The sequence below is a fragment of the Dysgonomonas massiliensis genome, assembly GCF_900240225.1.
GTDB classification, from domain to species: Bacteria; Bacteroidota; Bacteroidia; order Bacteroidales; family Dysgonomonadaceae; genus Dysgonomonas; species Dysgonomonas massiliensis.
This window is the reverse complement of sequence record NZ_OEPV01000010.1, coordinates 69,966-86,867: the sequence shown is the minus strand read 5'-3', so window position 1 is coordinate 86,867 and position 16,902 is coordinate 69,966. Positions and strand designations below refer to the sequence as shown.

The window sequence follows — 16,902 nt, the reverse complement described above, 5'->3', positions numbered from 1 at the left end:
CAAATAAACAAACCTTTTCCATGTTTTTTTATTCACATATTCATTTTTAACATGATGCCTTCAGTCTGTCCATATTGGATTTGCTCAATTGATCTTGAGCATAATCTCTTGTAATATGCAAGCTGTCAGTCTTTGTAGACGGCACGTTATACATCGCATCGATCATAATTGTTTCTACTATAGAACGTAGTCCACGTGCACCCAACTTATACTCGATAGCCTTATCGACTACATAGTCATAGACATCATCATCAAATGTAAGATCCACATTATCCATTTTAAACAATTTAGTGTATTGTTTAATAATAGAATTCTTAGGTTCTGTCAGAATTCGTCTTAATGTTTCACGATCCAACGCATCGAGATTTGTCAATATAGGCAAACGACCTATTATCTCGGGAATCAAGCCAAACGACTTCAAATCCTGAGGTGTTACATATTGCAACATATTATCTCGATCAATATCGGCAGTACTTCCGGCTGATGCATAACCTACAACGCGTGTATTTAATCGCTGTGCTATTTTTCGCTCAATACCATCAAAAGCTCCACCGCAAATGAACAGAATATTTTTCGTATCTACTGCTATCATTTTCTGATCTGGGTGCTTACGCCCTCCTTGTGGTGGCACGTTAACAATTGATCCTTCGAGCAATTTCAGCAAACCTTGCTGTACTCCTTCGCCACTCACATCACGTGTTATCGACGGATTATCACTTTTGCGCGCAATCTTATCTATTTCATCAATAAATACGATACCTCGTTGAGCTTGATCAACGTCATAGTCTGCAGCTTGAAGCAAACGGGTCAAGATACTTTCGATATCTTCTCCTACATAACCGGCCTCAGTTAATACAGTCGCATCCACTATAGCAAAAGGCACATGAAGCAGTTTAGCTATTGTTCGAGCTAAAAGTGTCTTACCTGTACCCGTAGGACCCACCATGATGATATTCGATTTCTCAATTTCTACTTCATCATCAGTTTCCTGCAGCAGTCTCTTGTAATGATTATAGACTGCTACAGATAATGATCTTTTTGCTTTGTACTGACCAATAATATATTGATCAAGATATTCTTTTATTTCCTTTGGTGTTGGCAGCTTATCTTTCTCTACATTAAGACCACTTTTGGCAGTCTTTTTTGTTTTCAGATTTTCTGTCACTATTTGATATGCCTGTTCAACACAGCTATCACAAATTTGTCCTGAAAGTCCGGAGATCAAGAAGCTGACATCATCATCACTTCTCCCACAAAACGAACAGTAGGTATTATTGCTATTTTTTTTAGCCATTTGTTATTTTTTCTCCCTGATTAAGACTTTATCAACCATACCGTAAGCCAAAGCTTCGTCAGAAGTCATCCAGTAGTCACGGTCCGAATCACGTTCTACGTCTTCGTATGGTTTACCTGAATGGTCAGATATAATTGTATAAAGTTCTTTCTTTACTTTTCCTATCTCGCGAGCTGTAATTTCGATATCAGAAGCTTGTCCCTGAGCACCACCTAGAGGTTGGTGAATCATCACACGCGAGTGTTTAAGTGCAAAACGTTTTCCTTTCTCTCCTGCAACCAACAGAACTGCAGCCATCGAAGCAGCAATACCTGTACAGATAGTTGAAACGTCGCAACTTATATATTGCATAGTATCATATATACCGTAACCGGCATACACTGAACCACCTGGAGAGTTAATATATATCGAAATATCTTTTCCTGGATCTGCAGTATCAAGGTAAAGTAATTGAGCTTGAATTACATTTGCTGTATAATCATCAACTTGCGTTCCCAGAAATATAATACGATCCATCATTAAACGTGAAAAAACATCCATTTGAGCAACGTTCAACTGACGTTCTTCGATAATAGTTGGCGAAATATAACTACTTGTTATATCCATATACTTTTCAAGACCTAAACTATTTAGACCTAAATGCTTGGTAGCGTATTTCTTAAACTCGTTATTCATAATCTTCTTAATTTTGTTTCAAATATACTACTTTTTAATGAACAATTACCATGCCATTTAGTTTCTTCGCCATAGAAATAAGCTCTTAACAATCTTCCTTATGTCTACAAAAGAAAATTCCCCAAAACGTTTACATTTTTGGGGAATTTATATATGAATGTAAATTTCCGATTAATCTTCTGTTTGTTCTGCTGTTTCAAAGAATTTTTTAAACTCATCTAAAGAAATAGCTTTTTCTTCAAGACCTAGTTTTTCTTTCAATGTTTCAATAATTTTGATTTCCATTGCACGGTCAACTAGATTGCGAGCGCTATCTTGATTTTTCAACATATCGTTTGCATAGTTTTCAACCATACTTTCTGGCAATCCCATCATACCATATTGAGCAAATTGAGCTCTTGCAACTTGCATTGCAACCGCCTTAACATCCGCTTCTTCGATCTTCAGATCATTATCTTTTACAATTTGTTCTTTAATCAAATGGAAACGAAGGTCTGCAATAATTTTTGGATAGCTAGCTTCAAGCTCTTCGGCTGACTTATCTTTACCTGTAGCCATCAACCAACGTTTCAAGAATGCATCTGGGAATTGAATATCACCGACTTTGTTTTCTAAAACTTCTTTTGCATCAAGCAAGAATTTATAGTCACTATCTGGTGCAAACTGAGTAGAAATCGCTTCACGTACTTTCTCACGGAATTCTGCTTCAGTTTTCACATTTCCTTCTCCAAAGATTTTAGCGAAAAGCTCTTCATCAAGATCAGCCTCTTTGTAACGAGTTACTTCAGTCACTTCAAATTGAACTTCAGCAGGAATAGATTCCATATTTTCTTTTTCAATATGAAGTAGAGATGCTATTTCAGCTTCATTTCCTTCATAAGCTTTTCCTGGATTGAATACTACTACATCACCAGGTTTTACACCAATAAACTTAGCTTTTTCAGCTTCATCTTTGATATATGAAGCCATTACTACCCCAGCTTCAACTTCGATGCCACCAACTTTTACTTTTCCATCTTCAAGTTCGTTGATTTTACCTTTCACTAGGTCAGTTTCAGTAGATCCTTCTTCAATTTTCTCATACTTGCCGTAATTAGCTTTGTATGATGCTATTTGTTGGTCTACCAATTCTTCAGCAACATCTATTTTATAGTAGTTTACTTTATCTTTTTTAGATAATTCTAATGAAATTTCAGGAGCAAGAGCTACATCGAAGAAGAACTCATAATCACCCTCAACCTCAAAATTGATAGGTTGTTGTTTTTCTTCATTCGGAAGAGGTTCTCCCAAAACATTCAATTTATTTTCTTGAATATGTTTGTATATAGCTTCACCAACCAATTTATTTACTTCTTCGGCTAAGATTGATTTCCCATACATTTTTTTAACCATTCCCATTGGAATAGTTCCAGGACGGAAACCCGGTACATTTGCTTTTTTACGAAAAGTTTTAAGTGATTCGTTCAACTTTTCCTGATAATCGCCTTTTTCGATATTTACTTGTAGAATAGCATTTACGCTATCAACATTAGTCAGAATAACATTCATTGTTTTTGGCTAGTTTATTATTATTGTTACTTTCTATATTTCGTCAAAATGCCTTGAAAGTGAATTAGTTTTAACTACAGCTTTTTAGGCGGTGCAAAAATAGCCTTATTATTGTTATATTCAAAATGAAACAAGAAAAAACGAGATTGATTTTTGAAAAATTATTATCTAAACAACTTTATCACAAACGTAATTAAATAAAAATTCTTTATACAACCCAAACGACTCGTTAAGTTGAAATATAAAAAATAGGGCTATCCAAATTTGGATAGCCCTACCATAAGTCTTATCGTTTATTACGATCTTATTTTTTACGATTACCGTAACGGCTCATGAACTTATCAACACGTCCTGCTGTATCTACAAGAGTTTGTTTACCTGTGTAGAAAGGGTGTGATGAACTAGTGATCTCAAGTTTTACCAATGGGTAAGTTACGCCGTCAATTTCGATAGTTTCTTTCGCGTTAATAGTTGAACGTGAAATAAATACTTCATCATTCGACATGTCTTTGAAAGCTACAGCGCGATAGTTTTCTGGGTGTATACCTTTTTTCATTTTATAGTGATTTTTCGTTATTTTCTCTATTTCGGACGACAAAGATAATTCTTTATCGTATTATTTCAAAATAATTTACATCGAATTTTATGAATTAAAATATTTCACATATATCTGATCAATTATTATTTCTCTTTGTGATTGAAGTCAGAGAGATATCATTAATTTTACAAATACATATATAATTAAACAACTATGATAAAAAGACTATTACTAGCCGCTGCAGTAATACTGAATATAACAGCTTGCAACAATAAAAAACACGCACAAGATGAAGCAATCATCAAAACAGAGAATATGACAATAAATCAAGACTCAGCATTATATTTATTGATTGGTACATACACCCAAACTGATAGCAAAGGTATCTACATATATATGCTAGATACAATAAATGGCAACTCGAAATACATTAGCGAAGTTGAGGTCGAAAACCCTTCATACCTCACTTTAAGTAAGGATGAACGTTTTGTTTACTCAGTATCCGAAAACGACAACGAAACATCGCCAGTCAGTGCGTACTCTTTCAACAAAGAGAATGGTAATCTTACCTTTATCAACAGTATTCCTGCAGGAGGCGCTGCACCCTGCTATATAAATACCGATGAAACAAATTCGCATTTGGTTACTGCCAACTATTCTAGCGGTAGCATTACTGCGATCAATATTGCAGCAGATGGCTCACTTGTTGAAGGTTCTCAACAAATCGTCACATTTTTAGGAAAAGGTACAGATCCAGAAAGGCAGAGTCAACCACATCTACATTGTGTTCAATTTTCTCCTGATTATAAATATCTATTTGCTAATGATCTTGGGACAGACAAAATACATAAAATGGATCTAAATAAAACAAATGATGAAGGTAAATTCTTATCACTTGCTACTCCCCCATTTTTTGGCACTGGAGCAGGAAGTGGTCCTCGCCATTTAGAATTTCACCCAAATGGTAAATACGCATATCTTATAACTGAGCTTTCTGGTGAAGTCTTAGTCTATGATTATGAGAATGGCGGTTTACACGAGAAGCAGAGAATAGTTGCAGATTCTCTTCAAGCAGAGGGCAGTGCAGATATACATATTACACCGAATGGTAAATTCCTATATGCATCCAATCGCTTACAAGGAGATGGGATTGCTATATTTTCTATCGGACAAGATGGCACCCTCACTAAGATTGGATATCAAGAAACTGGTATTCATCCTCGTAATTTCGCAATCACACCAAATGGCAAATTACTTTTAGTTGCCTGCCGTGATAGTAATGTCATACAAGTTTTTTCGATTGATCAAAATACAGGGCAACTCGAAAATCTATATAAAGACATAGCTATAGATATGCCTGTCTGCTTGAAATTTGCATCATGTAAATAATTATCTGCATTAACAAGATATTCGTCTTTCAATGCGGATTTGCTGCAAATAAGAAAGAAACTTTCATTTATTTTGTTTGCATTTAAATAAAAACATATTATCTTTGCACACGCTAAAAGCAAAAAGGTGAGGTCCGGTAGCTCAGCTGGATAGAGCATCAGCCTTCTAAGCTGAGGGTCCCAGGTTCGAATCCTGGTCGGATCACTAGAGGCACAGAACTTAACAGACAGTTCAACGCCAAAACAAGACAAATATCTCTAAATAATTAATTTAGGGATATTTTTTTATATCCCCATCAGACAATAGAAGACAAAGAAAGGTAGCCAAAAGACAGGCAATCGGTACCAAGATCGGTACCATTTTCTGATATTTAGTTTGGGTACCGAATTAGAACTTAATTCTCTCATTTGTCGCATATTGGCAGCGTAATGTCTTCCATAGTTTTGTAGTTAAGATTTATTTTTACCAACAAAAAATGAGAAGATTATGAAATCTACATTTAACATTTTATTCTATTTAAGAAAGAACAGACCGAGTAAAAACGGAATGGTCCCTATTATGGGTAGGATTACCATTAATGGAGAACGTGCACAATTCAACACAAAAACGGAAGTATATCCGAGCCAATGGGATGCTAAAACAGGAAGATGTATTGGCAGAACTACCGAAATAGCCAAAACTAATCGGATATTAGATTCTCTCCGTGTCAAAGTAACAGACCTTTACCACAGCCATCTGAATGACTACGGCTATGTATTACCCGAAAAAATCAAGAACATCTTATTAGGTATTGATACCGATAAGAAGAGAATGCTTTTAGAATATTTTCAAGAACACAATGAATTCTATTTACTCAAAATAGGTAGAGATACTTCTAAAGTTACTCATGGAAGATACGAGCTAACTAAAATCCGATTGAAAGAATTTCTTAAAGCAGAATACAAGCTATCGGATATTCCCGTAATGGAACTCACCCCTATTTTTGTAGAAAAATTCTTTCTGTTCTTGCAAAACGACTATAACTGCAATAATAATACAGCATTGAAATTTGTTCAGCGTTTTAGGACAGTATTCAATTACATCAAAAGTACGGGTGCAGATATTAAGATAGACCCTTTTGTAAGTTTCAGATTTAAGACGACTAAAGTTGTTCGTGAAATACTTACGCAAGAAGAAATTGATATCATTTACAAGAAAAACTTTCTATCCGAAAGACTTAGTCATGTACGTGATATTTTCATTTTTATGTGCTATACTGGACTTAGTTACATTGATGTGGCTCAATTAACAGAAGATAATATCAAGATTGCTTTTGACGGGCATCAGTGGGTAATGACTAAACGACAAAAGACAAATGTTCCTTCCAATATCCGCTTACTTGAAATCCCTTTGAAGATAATAGAACGTTACAGAGGAAAGCATAAAAACGGAAAATTATTTCCTGTATGCTCCAACCAAAAGATGAATGAATATTTGAAGGAAATTGCTACAGTCTGCGGGATTGATAAGTCAATTACCTGCCATGTTGCCAGACATACGTTCGGAAGCACGGTTACGTTGGCTAACGGAGTGCCTATTGAAACTGTTTCAAAAATGCTCGGACATACAGATGTAAGAACAACCCAAATCTATGCTCGTATCGTAGATAAAAAACTGAGTTCGGATATGGACAGCCTAGCCAGAGTTTACAGAACAAGAAAAACTGCTAAATAATACGAACTATGAAAATAGGATATATTAGATTTTCAGAAATGAATACCATCGAAATAAAATTAGTAGATGGTACGGTTTGGATGACAGCCAATGAGATTTCCGATTTATTCGGAACGAATATTTCCACGATCAAGAATCAACTGAAAAGGATATTCAAAGACAATCTTTTGAGAAAGAATGAGGTTACCAGAGAACATCGTTACACTTGTCCGAAATATGGTGAATGTATTCGTATATACTACAACTTAGAGGTTATTATCTTTTTATGTTTTAAAATAGAAACGCTTTATACAAAGGTATTTCGGGAATGGGTGTTTTCTTCACTACGCAAATCGAACAGCGAGCTTATCGACTGTGGTTTAATTATCAAAGAGTATTCATCATTTAATTTGAATTGAAATGGAACTGCAAAAAATAGAAGAAAAGATAATTTTGATTCAAGGTAAACAAATTATTTTGGATAGTGATGTTGCTGAACTCTACGGAGTGGAAACCAAACGTATTAATGAAGCGGTAAAGAATAATCCAGATAAATTTCCTGATGGATATATTATTCAACTAACAGATGAAGAGTCAAAAGTTCTAAGGTCGAAATTTTCGACCTTAGAATCAGGTAAAGGACATTATAGTAAATATGCTATGCGAGGATTTTCTGAAAAAGGGCTCTACATGGTTGCGACGATACTCAAATCACCTAAAGCCACAGAAACGACTATTGCTATTATTGAAACATTTGCAAAGGTTAGAGAGTTATCCCGTAGTATAGCCGAGATTTCAGAAACTTCCGATAAGGATATGCAAAAATCATTGATGCAACGAAGTGGAGAATTGATTTCAGATGTATTGAGCAGTGATTTTCAAACTGTAGGAACAGAAACCACAATCGAGTTAAATTTTTCTGTACTAAAGGTCAAGCATACGGTAAAAAAGAAGTCGAAAGAATAGGCAAAGTTTAACTCTAAAATAAAGAATGGCGAACTGATATCAGTTCGCCATTCTTTATAAAAAACAGGTGATATTTTTAAAGTCAATTATCAATGTTTTTAATTACCCTACATGGATTACCAACAGCAACACAATTAGCAGGTATGGAACGTGTAACTACACTTCCTGCTCCGATAACACTATTTTTGCCAATGGTTACATTGGGAAGTATAATAACACCGCCACCGATCCATACATTATCTTCTATGGTTACAGGCAGTGCGTAACAATGACTAAATTCTTGTCCAGAATTTTCATCCCAATTTTGCACTAATCTTTCTGCGACCTTAACCGGATGAGTAGCCGTATATATTTGCACGTTTGAAGCAATAAGAACGTTATTACCAATTTCTATACGATTATTATCTACAAAAGTGCAATTCATATTAATAATGACATTATTACCTACAAAAATATGTTTCCCGTATTCGCAATGAAAGTCAATATCAACATGCACTCTTTTACCAATAGAGCCGAATATTTCAGTTAAGATTTCATACTTCTTTTTATTGTCGGCATAATCAGCAGCATTTAGCTTAGATAAAAGTCTTTTTGTACGAGTACACATCGCAACTAATTCGGGATCGGCACCATTGAACAATTCTCCTGCAAGGCATTTTTCTAATTCTGTTTTCATGAAAAAATATCTATAATAAATAATAGTTATAAATTTAGTGTTTTATTTGCAACACCCTTATTTAAGTATTCCACAAATACTAACCAAAGTTAGAATAGAGTAATGAGACAATATTTGTCATAGATTAAAATCGCAATTAATACTGAAGTGAAGTTGGATAATCTATAAGTAGTAAAAAACAGCTTGATAACTTTAATATTAGAATTTGACATAGTATTTTCTTTTTCGCTTCTCTTATTCTAATTACTCCACATATTCGATAGAGCCACCCATCAATCGGTTATTAGTTCAATGGACAAAGGTATGTGCGGATTTTAAGAGTACATATTCAAGCCTACGATTATCGAAACAAATCTTCCTCTTTCCTTTCAGGTGAGCGTATTTATTCCGATAAAATATGCCTCAATAAAATACCTATACCTCATTATTGCCCTTGAAACATAAAACGACCGACCGACGGATGACGCAAAAAAAATGTCATAATTATGAGAAACGAAAGAAAAATAGTGAAACAAAACTCCCTCCGCTTTGGAATCATCATAAAATTGGTTTTGAGGGTAATACTAGTAACTATCGGTATATGGTTGATTAGCCAATTGAGTATCAATGTCCTTATGGTGGTAAGCCTCGTTAGTGTCTATCTGATGATATGTTTGCTCTTCAAGATTGTCAAGTTTCTGATAAAGATAATCTTCTCCCTCCTGTCCCTTGTCATTCTTACATCCTTATCTCTAATGTTCTTCTTTTAAAATACACAACTATGGATAATTATAAATCATTAGATAAATACCAAAAGTTAGAGCTAATGCAAGATGTTAATTATTGCAGAATTGAAAGGCATGAAGCCGCAAAATACCTGAAAGCACTTTGGAAAAATGACACAGCTACTATCGACTATTACGAGAGCTTTGGTGATTCCCCCCGACAAATCATTATGAACAAAAGAGACTATGATCGTCATCTATTATTTGGCTTTACAAAGAAAGAATTTAATCAGTACGGATGGTTGGAGAAATCCGATTTCTTAGAAAAGGAACATTTTGAGTTTCCACATAGAGATGGATGGGCAGTGAGTAATCATATAACTATCGGCAGGGGTATAAATGGAAAATGGTCCTATGGAATGTCCTATTCTTATTCTACTGGAGGATCAGGTTATGGTCTAAATGCTTGGGGTAAAATCTTTGACTCACGAAAAGAATGCATAATTACAGCATTAGAGGAAATGATAAAAGACTTGAAAAGAGATTCCTCCACTTCTGATAAATATGCAACGAAAGTTCTGAAGCAAGCTAAAGACTTATTTGATGAACTTACTGGAAGAAAAGCAATTCAGTTATCTTTATTTTAACCTATCTGATTATGTATGAGCTGTTTTTTTATTTTACAAATAAGGAAAGTTCAAGACGATCTTTGAAGCCAAATAAATTACTCTTAACAGTGAATTATCGGGAGTATTAAGTTCGATTGGGGATGTAATCATCACGATAGTTGGTATATTTCTAGTAGACAAAATCAAAAAACACTAAATAGAACCTCTTCCCACATTATAATAACACCTATATATTCTTTTGTCATCAGGCAATTAACTAACTTTATACTCTAAGATAATGGCTAGTCGAATATGAAGAATGTAATAGAATCCATTAAAAGCAAATATCCTGTATCGGATGAAGCAATAGAATTACTGACTTCTCATTTTGAGGAGCAGATATTTCCTGCTAAGACTCATATTATAAGAGCAAATGTTCGAGATAGAAAAGTCTTCTTCATCGAATCTGGATTAACCAGATCCTATGTCTTGGCAGAAGGAAAAGAAACAACTACATGGTTTTGCAAAGAAGGAGATGTTAATTATGGCTCATTAGATATGTTTAAGAATCAAGCAGGTTTTGAATATGTGCAAACTCTTGAAGCAACTAAGGCATACACAATTCCAATAGATACTCTTAATGAATTATATAAAACAAATATTGATATTGCCAATTGGGCACGTGTATATTATCAAGACATATTTTTATTGCTTCAAGATCTAAGAATAGATAGATTAACACTATCAGCTAAAGAACGATACGATAAACTTGTAAGGGATTTCCCTAATCTGCACAATAGAGTGAATCTTGGATATATTGCATCTTATCTTGGTATTACTCTACCTACTTTGAGTAAGTTACGTGCTGAGGGTTAAAGTATTTTTTAATCTATGACAAATTTTATATCTTTTCTATTCTCTACTTTTGCTTTTGAATATGATCGCTTCAACATATATTAAAAAGTAAATAAAAATCAAAAATGGTAAAATCGGTAGTATTCGATATAGATGGTACTTTACTTGATACAGAACATGCTGTTCTATGCTCTTTGAGAGATACTATGCTCGAATATAAAGGAAAAGATGTAGAATTATCCGAATTGAAATTTGCTCTGGGAATACCGGGGGAAGTTACTTTAAAACGGATTGGAATCACTAATACTCTGGCTGCAAACCAAACTTGGAATAATTACATGGCAAAGTATTCTCATACAATTAAACTATTTGAAGGAATTGAAGGTGTTATTCAAGAGTTAAAGTCACAAGGGTATAAACTAGGTATCATTACTTCAAAGAGTAGAAACGAATACAACAATGACTTTATCCCTTTCGGTCTAAATGATTATTTCGATACCGTTGTTTGTGTAGATGATAGTGAACGTCCTAAGCCATATCCTGATCCAATGCTCAAATATCTGGAGCTATCAGGTGCGAAAAAAGAAGAAACCATTTACATTGGTGATACAATTTATGATATGCAGTGTGCATCAGAAGCAGGGATAGATTTCGGAGTAGCTCTATGGGGTTGTAATTCTGTAGAAAATATCCATGCGACCTATTATTTCAGCTCCCCTAAAGATATTCTCTACAGTTTATTGATAGACAAGAATAATTCTTCAGAATTGCCTTGGATAAAACTAGCTATGGAACTACAGTTCTTAGCACAAGGTGGTCTTGCCTATACCAAAGACTCTTTTGATATGGAACGTTTTGAAAGAATACGTGAAATATCTGCTGAAATGATAAGCTTGGGTAGCGGTTATTCATTAAGCCATGTTAAAAATGTGTTTTGTAATGAAACAGGGTTCCAAACACCTAAATTAGATACTAGAGCCGCTATCTTTAGAGATAACAAGATACTCCTTGTAAAAGAAAAGAATGCCACATGGTCTTTGCCAGGAGGATGGGTAGATGTCAATGAGTCAATAAAATCCAATACGATAAAAGAAGTGAAGGAAGAAGCGGGATTGGATGTAGTCCCAATAAAATTAATAGCTATTCAAGACCGTAATTTACATAATGCACCCCTATACGCTTATGGTGTAGCCAAAGCCTTTGTATTATGCGAAATAGTAGGTGGAAATTTTACTCCTAATATAGAAACAAGTGAAAGCAGTTACTTCAGTCTAGATAAACTACCTCCTTTAGCTAAAGAAAAAAACACCTCTGAGCAGATAAAGCTATGCTTTGACGCATATTACTCTTCCAACTGGACTACTATATTCGATTAATCTTAACAGTCCGTTTAATTTCTAATTTCTCCAGAAGATGGATTTATACCATTTTCCTCTAAAATCATGTCTTATTCACCATGAAAACTAAGATAGCAGAGATCGTATCCGATTTAAATTCTTCAATACAAATAAAGGAACTGGAACTATCCGATGTAATTCAGGATGTCCCATCAATAATAGTAATGATGGAAACTGTTTTTGAGGAACTCAAAATGATTGTGTCTGAATATAATTTTTTGAATGAGAATGAGGAGATTTATTTCTTCAAGGAAATAAAACCAAAACTATTTAGTAAACTTATTTACTTCCGAAAAATTTATTATCTGGAATTAAATCGTCCTGTTGCAGACTTTAACAGAATAAGGAAGTATTTGCATAAAGAACAATATCGAATACATTTCTTTAGCGAACGAAATGCAGATTTTATTCAATATTATCGTTCTGGGAAGACCACACTAGATAAATTCTATTTTTTGAGAAATAGACGAGAATTTGAACTTAATCTCGAATGTTTTTATTTTGAACGTGATCCTAAATTCTCTACCAATTTCGATTTTAAAGTAGCCAAATTATTAGCAAACGATATGCTTGCTGCCTATTTGAATGCTGAGTTAGCTAAGTTGACAAATGACGAAAATAATATTGGAGCAATTTGTAGCTCTAAATCTAATGAAAAGTGGACTGATACCAAAGCTGCCCTTACTGAGATTATCTATGGAATTCACCTTTTATGTAGCATCAATGCAGGCAATACCGATATTAAAATATTAGCTTCTATTTTTTCTAAAATATTTTATATTGAGATTCGGGATATCTATCACACTTTATATAGTCACGAAGCCAAACATCTGACAGAACACGCCTCACTTCGGAGCAACCTAAATATCGTCTATGACAATTTTATCAAACGATACGGAAATCTCAACGACAAAAAGAATCTGGATATTTTCAAGATGGACACAGGAGGTGTACAGATGCTTTCTTTGGAACGTTCGGTGGATGGGAAATTTCAGAAAGCGGATATCTTTCACAAAGCTGTTGCCTTTAATCCCAATGAAATTAAACACGCAGAAACCTCGCACGAGGCTTTGGTCGCTTCTCTCAACAAATACGGAGAAATACGATTGGATTATATGGCTTCTTTGTTGGACAACCAAAATAGAGATGATATAATCCGAGACTTAGAGGGGCAGATTTACTTTAATCCACTGATTCAGAACTACGAGATTCGGGATAAGTTTATTGCAGGGAATGTAGTCGAGAAAGAAGTACAGGTAAAGCGATACACGTTGGAAAATCCTAACGATCAACATGCACAAGTTTCGCTCAAAGCCTTACAGGATGCCATCCCGCAACCGATACAATATGCCGAGCTTGATTTCAACTTTGGAGAACGATGGATACCGATGCAAACCTATCGGGACTATGCCTCACAGCTATTTGATGCTAATGTGAACATTGAATATTACGCATCCCGTGATGATTTTAATGTATCGACTAACAGTAACAATCTGATTATTCGGGAAAAATTTGCCGTACAAAGCGAGAGCCAATTATTCACAGGTATTCATCTTTTAAAGAATGCTTTGCTGAATACCACTCCGACTATAACCAAGACTATTCAGGTATTGGATGATAACGGAGAACAGAAAAAAGTAAAGGTTGCCGACTCGGAAGCCATACAACTTGCCAATTCCAAGATAGATGAAATACGAAATGGTTTTACGGACTGGCTCAATGAGCAATCGCCCGACTTTCAGAATAAGTTAGCTGATTTATACAATCAGAAGTTCAACTGTTATGTCCGTCCACAATATGACGGTTCACATCAGACTTTTCCTGATTTGGACCTCAAAGGATTGGGAATACCCGACCTTTATCCGAGTCAAAAGGATTGTATTTGGATGCAGAAATTGATGGGTGGAGGTATTGCAGACCATGAGGTCGGTGGAGGAAAAACACTTATTATGTGTGTTGCTGCTTATTAAATGAAGCGATTGGGATTGGCTAATAAGCCCATGATATTGGGACTGAAAGCCAATGTACATGAGATAGCCCACACCTTCAAAACAGCCTACCCAAATGCAAAGATTCTCTATCCCGGCAAGGAGGATTTTACACCTTCCAAACGGGTAAAGATCTTTAACGAGATAAAGAATAATTCTTGGGATGCCATTATTTTAACACACGACCAGTTCGGGAAAATACCTCAATCATCTGAAATGCAACAGCGGATATTCCAAGAAGAATTGGATTCAGTGGAAGAGAATCTTCGGGTACTTGAATCAATGACAGGTAAAGCTGCATCTAAACGTATGCTGAGAGGCTTGGAGATACGAAAGAATAATCTGGAAGTAAAACTAAGTGTATTAGCAGACTAAATTAAAAATCGAACAGATGACGTCGTCGATTTTAAGATGATGGGCATCGACCATCTATTTGTAGATGAATCGCATCAGTTCAAAAATCTGACCTTTACCACTCGTCACGACCGAGTAGCAGGGTTGGGTAATCCTGAAGGAAGTCAGAGAGCTTTGAATATGCTCTTTGCTTTACGTACTATTCAAGAGCGTACAGGCAAAGACTTAGGAGCTACATTTCTTTCGGGTACGACTATTTCAAACTCTTTGACAGAGCTTTACTTGCTCTTCAAATATTTACGTCCGAAAGAGTTGGAGAAACAGGGTATCAATTCTTTCGATGCTTGGGCAGCAATCTATGCCAAGAAAACGACTGATTATGAGTTCTCGGTTACCAATCAGATCGTGCAAAAAGAACGCTTTCGCTATTTTATTAAAGTTCCTGAACTCGCCAACTTCTATGCTGAAATAACTGATTTCCGAACAGCAAAAGATATTGGAATTGACAGACCAGAAAAGAACGAAGTACTGTACAATATCCCTCCAACTCCGCAGCAGGAAATATTCATCGGAAAGTTGATGGAGTTCGCCAAGACTGGCGATGCCACCCTACTCGGACGAGCCCCACTCTCCGATAGCGAAGAAAAAGCAAAGATGCTTATTGCCACGGATTATGCCCGAAAGATGTCGCTTGATATGCGTATGATTAGCCCGCACTATGGCGACCATATCGACAACAAGGCTTCGCATTGTGCTGCTAAGATTGCGGAATACTATAATCAGTATGATTCGCATAAAGGAACACAATTTGTATTCTCCGATTTAGGTACATATAAACCCAATCAATGGAATCCCTATTCAGAAATCAAGCGCAAGTTGGTAGAAGATCACAACATCCCTGCCCATGAGGTCCGTTTTATTCAAGAGGCTAAAACAGACAAAGCTCGTAAAGCGATGATAGACGGGATGAACGACGGACGCATCCGTGTTTTATTCGGCTCTACCTCTATGTTGGGAACAGGTGTTAATGCTCAACAACGTGCTGTTGCCATTCATCATTTAGATACACCGTGGCGACCTTCTGATCTGCAACAGCGAGATGGTCGGGCGATTCGTAAAGGCAATGAAATAGCCAAGCTATATGCCGATAACAAGGTAGATGTATTGATCTATGCGGTTTAAAAGAGCTTGGACTCTTACAAGTTTAACTTATTACAGAACAAACAGACTTTTATCAATCAGCTAAAAAACAACAGTATGGGTAGCCGTACCATTGATGAGGGCAGTATGGACGAAAGTGCGGGCATGAATTTTTCGGAGTATGTGGCTATTCTTTCAGGGAATACCGATCTGTTGGAAAAAGCCAAATTGGAAAAGAAAATCAACGCTTTGGAGAGTGAGAAGAAAGCCTTTGTCAAGAGTAAATCTTCAGCAACATTCAAGTATGAAGATAGTACACGCACTATTGAAGGAAACAGCCAGATGCTTGTTCGTATTCAAAAGGATTGGGATGATTTCAATGCCCGTGTTCAGGTGGATAAAGATGGAAACAAACTCAATCCAATTCAATTGGAGGGAGTTAATTCCAATGACATTAAAATAGTCGGAGAAAAGTTGAATCAACTTTCAGATAATGCCCGAACTAATGGAGAATATTTTAAGATTGGGGAACTCTATGGTTTTAGGTTGCTTGTCAAAACAGAGGAGAGCCAAAAGGAAGGCTCTATTTTCAAAGACAATCGTTTCTTTATCGAGGGCGAAGGAGGTATCAAATACAATTACAACAATGGTCATATTGCTACTGATCCCAAATTGGCATCTATGAATTTTCTCAATGCACTGGAGCGTATTCCAAAATTGATTGAGAAATATCAAACAGATAACGAACGCTTAACCAAGGACTTGCCCATTCTCAAAGAGGTTATTGGCTCGGTATTCAAGAAAGATGCTGAATTGAAAGATCTGAAAGAGCAGCTTATTACTTTAGACAGGCAGATTTTACAAACGCTCAAAACGAAGGATGAGCCTGTACAGGAAACACAGATTGTAGAGCCTGTGTCTAAAGCTATTGTAGGCGATGATTCTATCCGTTTGGGAGAGCCAATGAGTATCAAGGATATTATTGATAGTAATCGGGATAGAATTTTAATTGGGAAGGTGGAATCCGAAGGAAATAAGCAAGAGGAACAACCTTACAAGGGTGTTCGATTATAGATAG

General features: G+C 35.7%; 12 protein-coding genes, 1 tRNA gene and 3 pseudogenes. 11 read left to right on the top strand and 5 right to left on the bottom strand.

Features of this window, described 5'->3' with window-relative positions; translation table 11 throughout:
* Window positions 1-46: 46 nt before the first annotated feature.
* The 4 genes from clpX to C1A06_RS11330 form a co-directional block, all read right to left on the bottom strand.
* On the bottom strand, window positions 47-1,294 hold the full coding sequence (gene clpX, locus C1A06_RS11345) for an ATP-dependent Clp protease ATP-binding subunit ClpX (RefSeq protein WP_101690378.1): 1,248 nt from the start codon (window positions 1,292-1,294) through the stop codon (window positions 47-49).
* A gap of 3 nt (window positions 1,295-1,297) precedes the next feature.
* Window positions 1,298-1,969 carry an ATP-dependent Clp endopeptidase proteolytic subunit ClpP gene (gene clpP / locus C1A06_RS11340; protein ID WP_101690377.1) on the bottom strand — a complete coding sequence of 224 codons (672 nt, stop codon included), beginning with the start codon at window positions 1,967-1,969 and terminating at the stop codon, window positions 1,298-1,300.
* Between the two features lie 171 nt (window positions 1,970-2,140).
* Window positions 2,141-3,517, bottom strand: coding sequence for a trigger factor (tig, locus tag C1A06_RS11335; RefSeq protein ID WP_101690376.1), 1,377 nt, complete (start codon window positions 3,515-3,517; stop codon window positions 2,141-2,143).
* A 304-nt stretch (window positions 3,518-3,821) separates the two neighbouring features.
* Complete coding sequence (locus tag C1A06_RS11330; protein WP_101690422.1) at window positions 3,822-4,073, bottom strand: type B 50S ribosomal protein L31; 252 nt, start codon at window positions 4,071-4,073, stop codon at window positions 3,822-3,824.
* Window positions 4,074-4,268: 195 nt separating this feature from the next.
* Between C1A06_RS11330 and C1A06_RS11325 the strand changes: the two genes are divergently transcribed.
* From C1A06_RS11325 to C1A06_RS11305, 5 genes are all read left to right on the top strand, one after another.
* Window positions 4,269-5,444, top strand: a complete 1,176-nt coding sequence (locus C1A06_RS11325) for a lactonase family protein (protein WP_101690375.1) — start codon at window positions 4,269-4,271, stop codon at window positions 5,442-5,444.
* Between the two features lie 130 nt (window positions 5,445-5,574).
* Window positions 5,575-5,648, top strand: a tRNA-Arg gene (locus tag C1A06_RS11320).
* A gap of 282 nt (window positions 5,649-5,930) precedes the next feature.
* Window positions 5,931-7,157, top strand: a complete 1,227-nt coding sequence (locus tag C1A06_RS11315; protein ID WP_101690374.1) for a site-specific integrase — start codon at window positions 5,931-5,933, stop codon at window positions 7,155-7,157.
* An 8-nt stretch (window positions 7,158-7,165) separates the two neighbouring features.
* Window positions 7,166-7,555 (top strand): virulence RhuM family protein, encoded by a 390-nt coding sequence (locus C1A06_RS11310; protein WP_101690373.1) that lies wholly within the window; start codon window positions 7,166-7,168, stop codon window positions 7,553-7,555.
* Window position 7,556: 1 nt separating this feature from the next.
* The gene (locus C1A06_RS11305; RefSeq protein WP_101690372.1) at window positions 7,557-8,102 is read left to right on the top strand and encodes an ORF6N domain-containing protein; all 546 of its coding nucleotides are present in this window, start codon (window positions 7,557-7,559) and stop codon (window positions 8,100-8,102) included.
* Window positions 8,103-8,184: 82 nt separating this feature from the next.
* Here C1A06_RS11305 and C1A06_RS11300 read toward each other — a convergent pair whose 3' ends face one another.
* Window positions 8,185-8,778 carry a sugar O-acetyltransferase gene (locus C1A06_RS11300; protein WP_101690371.1) on the bottom strand — a complete coding sequence of 198 codons (594 nt, stop codon included), beginning with the start codon at window positions 8,776-8,778 and terminating at the stop codon, window positions 8,185-8,187.
* Between the two features lie 805 nt (window positions 8,779-9,583).
* Here C1A06_RS11300 and C1A06_RS11290 point away from each other — a divergent pair.
* The 6 genes and pseudogenes from C1A06_RS11290 to C1A06_RS11275 form a co-directional block, all read left to right on the top strand.
* Complete coding sequence (locus C1A06_RS11290; RefSeq protein ID WP_145996397.1) at window positions 9,584-10,129, top strand: hypothetical protein; 546 nt, start codon at window positions 9,584-9,586, stop codon at window positions 10,127-10,129.
* Between the two features lie 273 nt (window positions 10,130-10,402).
* Entirely contained in the window at window positions 10,403-10,966 is a 564-nt protein-coding gene (locus C1A06_RS11285) for a Crp/Fnr family transcriptional regulator (protein ID WP_101690368.1), read from the top strand.
* Between the two features lie 104 nt (window positions 10,967-11,070).
* Window positions 11,071-11,589: pseudogene (locus tag C1A06_RS15250) on the top strand (HAD family hydrolase); the annotation flags it as partial.
* Between the two features lie 99 nt (window positions 11,590-11,688).
* On the top strand, window positions 11,689-12,321 hold the full coding sequence (locus C1A06_RS15245; RefSeq protein WP_281253954.1) for an NUDIX hydrolase N-terminal domain-containing protein: 633 nt from the start codon (window positions 11,689-11,691) through the stop codon (window positions 12,319-12,321).
* 80 nt (window positions 12,322-12,401) lie between these two features.
* A pseudogene (locus C1A06_RS15365) lies at window positions 12,402-13,094 on the top strand (RteC domain-containing protein); the annotation flags it as partial.
* Window positions 13,095-13,118: 24 nt separating this feature from the next.
* Window positions 13,119-16,898 (top strand): annotated as a pseudogene (locus tag C1A06_RS11275) (helicase-like domain-containing protein); the annotation flags it as partial.
* Between the last annotated feature and the right edge of the window lie 4 nt (window positions 16,899-16,902).

Excerpts from the sequence above, each read along its gene's own strand:
- C1A06_RS11300 (WP_101690371.1), bottom strand. The coding sequence starts at position 8,778 with ATGAAAACAGAATTAGAAAAATGCCTTGCAGGAGAATTGTTCAATGGT.
- C1A06_RS11310 (WP_101690373.1), top strand. The coding sequence starts at position 7,166 with ATGAAAATAGGATATATTAGATTTTCAGAAATGAATACCATCGAAATA.
- clpX (WP_101690378.1), bottom strand. The coding sequence starts at position 1,294 with ATGGCTAAAAAAAATAGCAATAATACCTACTGTTCGTTTTGTGGGAGA.
- tig (WP_101690376.1), bottom strand. The coding sequence starts at position 3,517 with ATGAATGTTATTCTGACTAATGTTGATAGCGTAAATGCTATTCTACAA.
- C1A06_RS11315 (WP_101690374.1), top strand. The coding sequence starts at position 5,931 with ATGAAATCTACATTTAACATTTTATTCTATTTAAGAAAGAACAGACCG.
- C1A06_RS11290 (WP_145996397.1), top strand. The coding sequence starts at position 9,584 with ATGCAAGATGTTAATTATTGCAGAATTGAAAGGCATGAAGCCGCAAAA.
- clpP (WP_101690377.1), bottom strand. The coding sequence starts at position 1,969 with ATGAATAACGAGTTTAAGAAATACGCTACCAAGCATTTAGGTCTAAAT.
- C1A06_RS11305 (WP_101690372.1), top strand. The coding sequence starts at position 7,557 with ATGGAACTGCAAAAAATAGAAGAAAAGATAATTTTGATTCAAGGTAAA.
- C1A06_RS11330 (WP_101690422.1), bottom strand. The coding sequence starts at position 4,073 with ATGAAAAAAGGTATACACCCAGAAAACTATCGCGCTGTAGCTTTCAAA.
- C1A06_RS11285 (WP_101690368.1), top strand. The coding sequence starts at position 10,403 with ATGAAGAATGTAATAGAATCCATTAAAAGCAAATATCCTGTATCGGAT.
- C1A06_RS11325 (WP_101690375.1), top strand. The coding sequence starts at position 4,269 with ATGATAAAAAGACTATTACTAGCCGCTGCAGTAATACTGAATATAACA.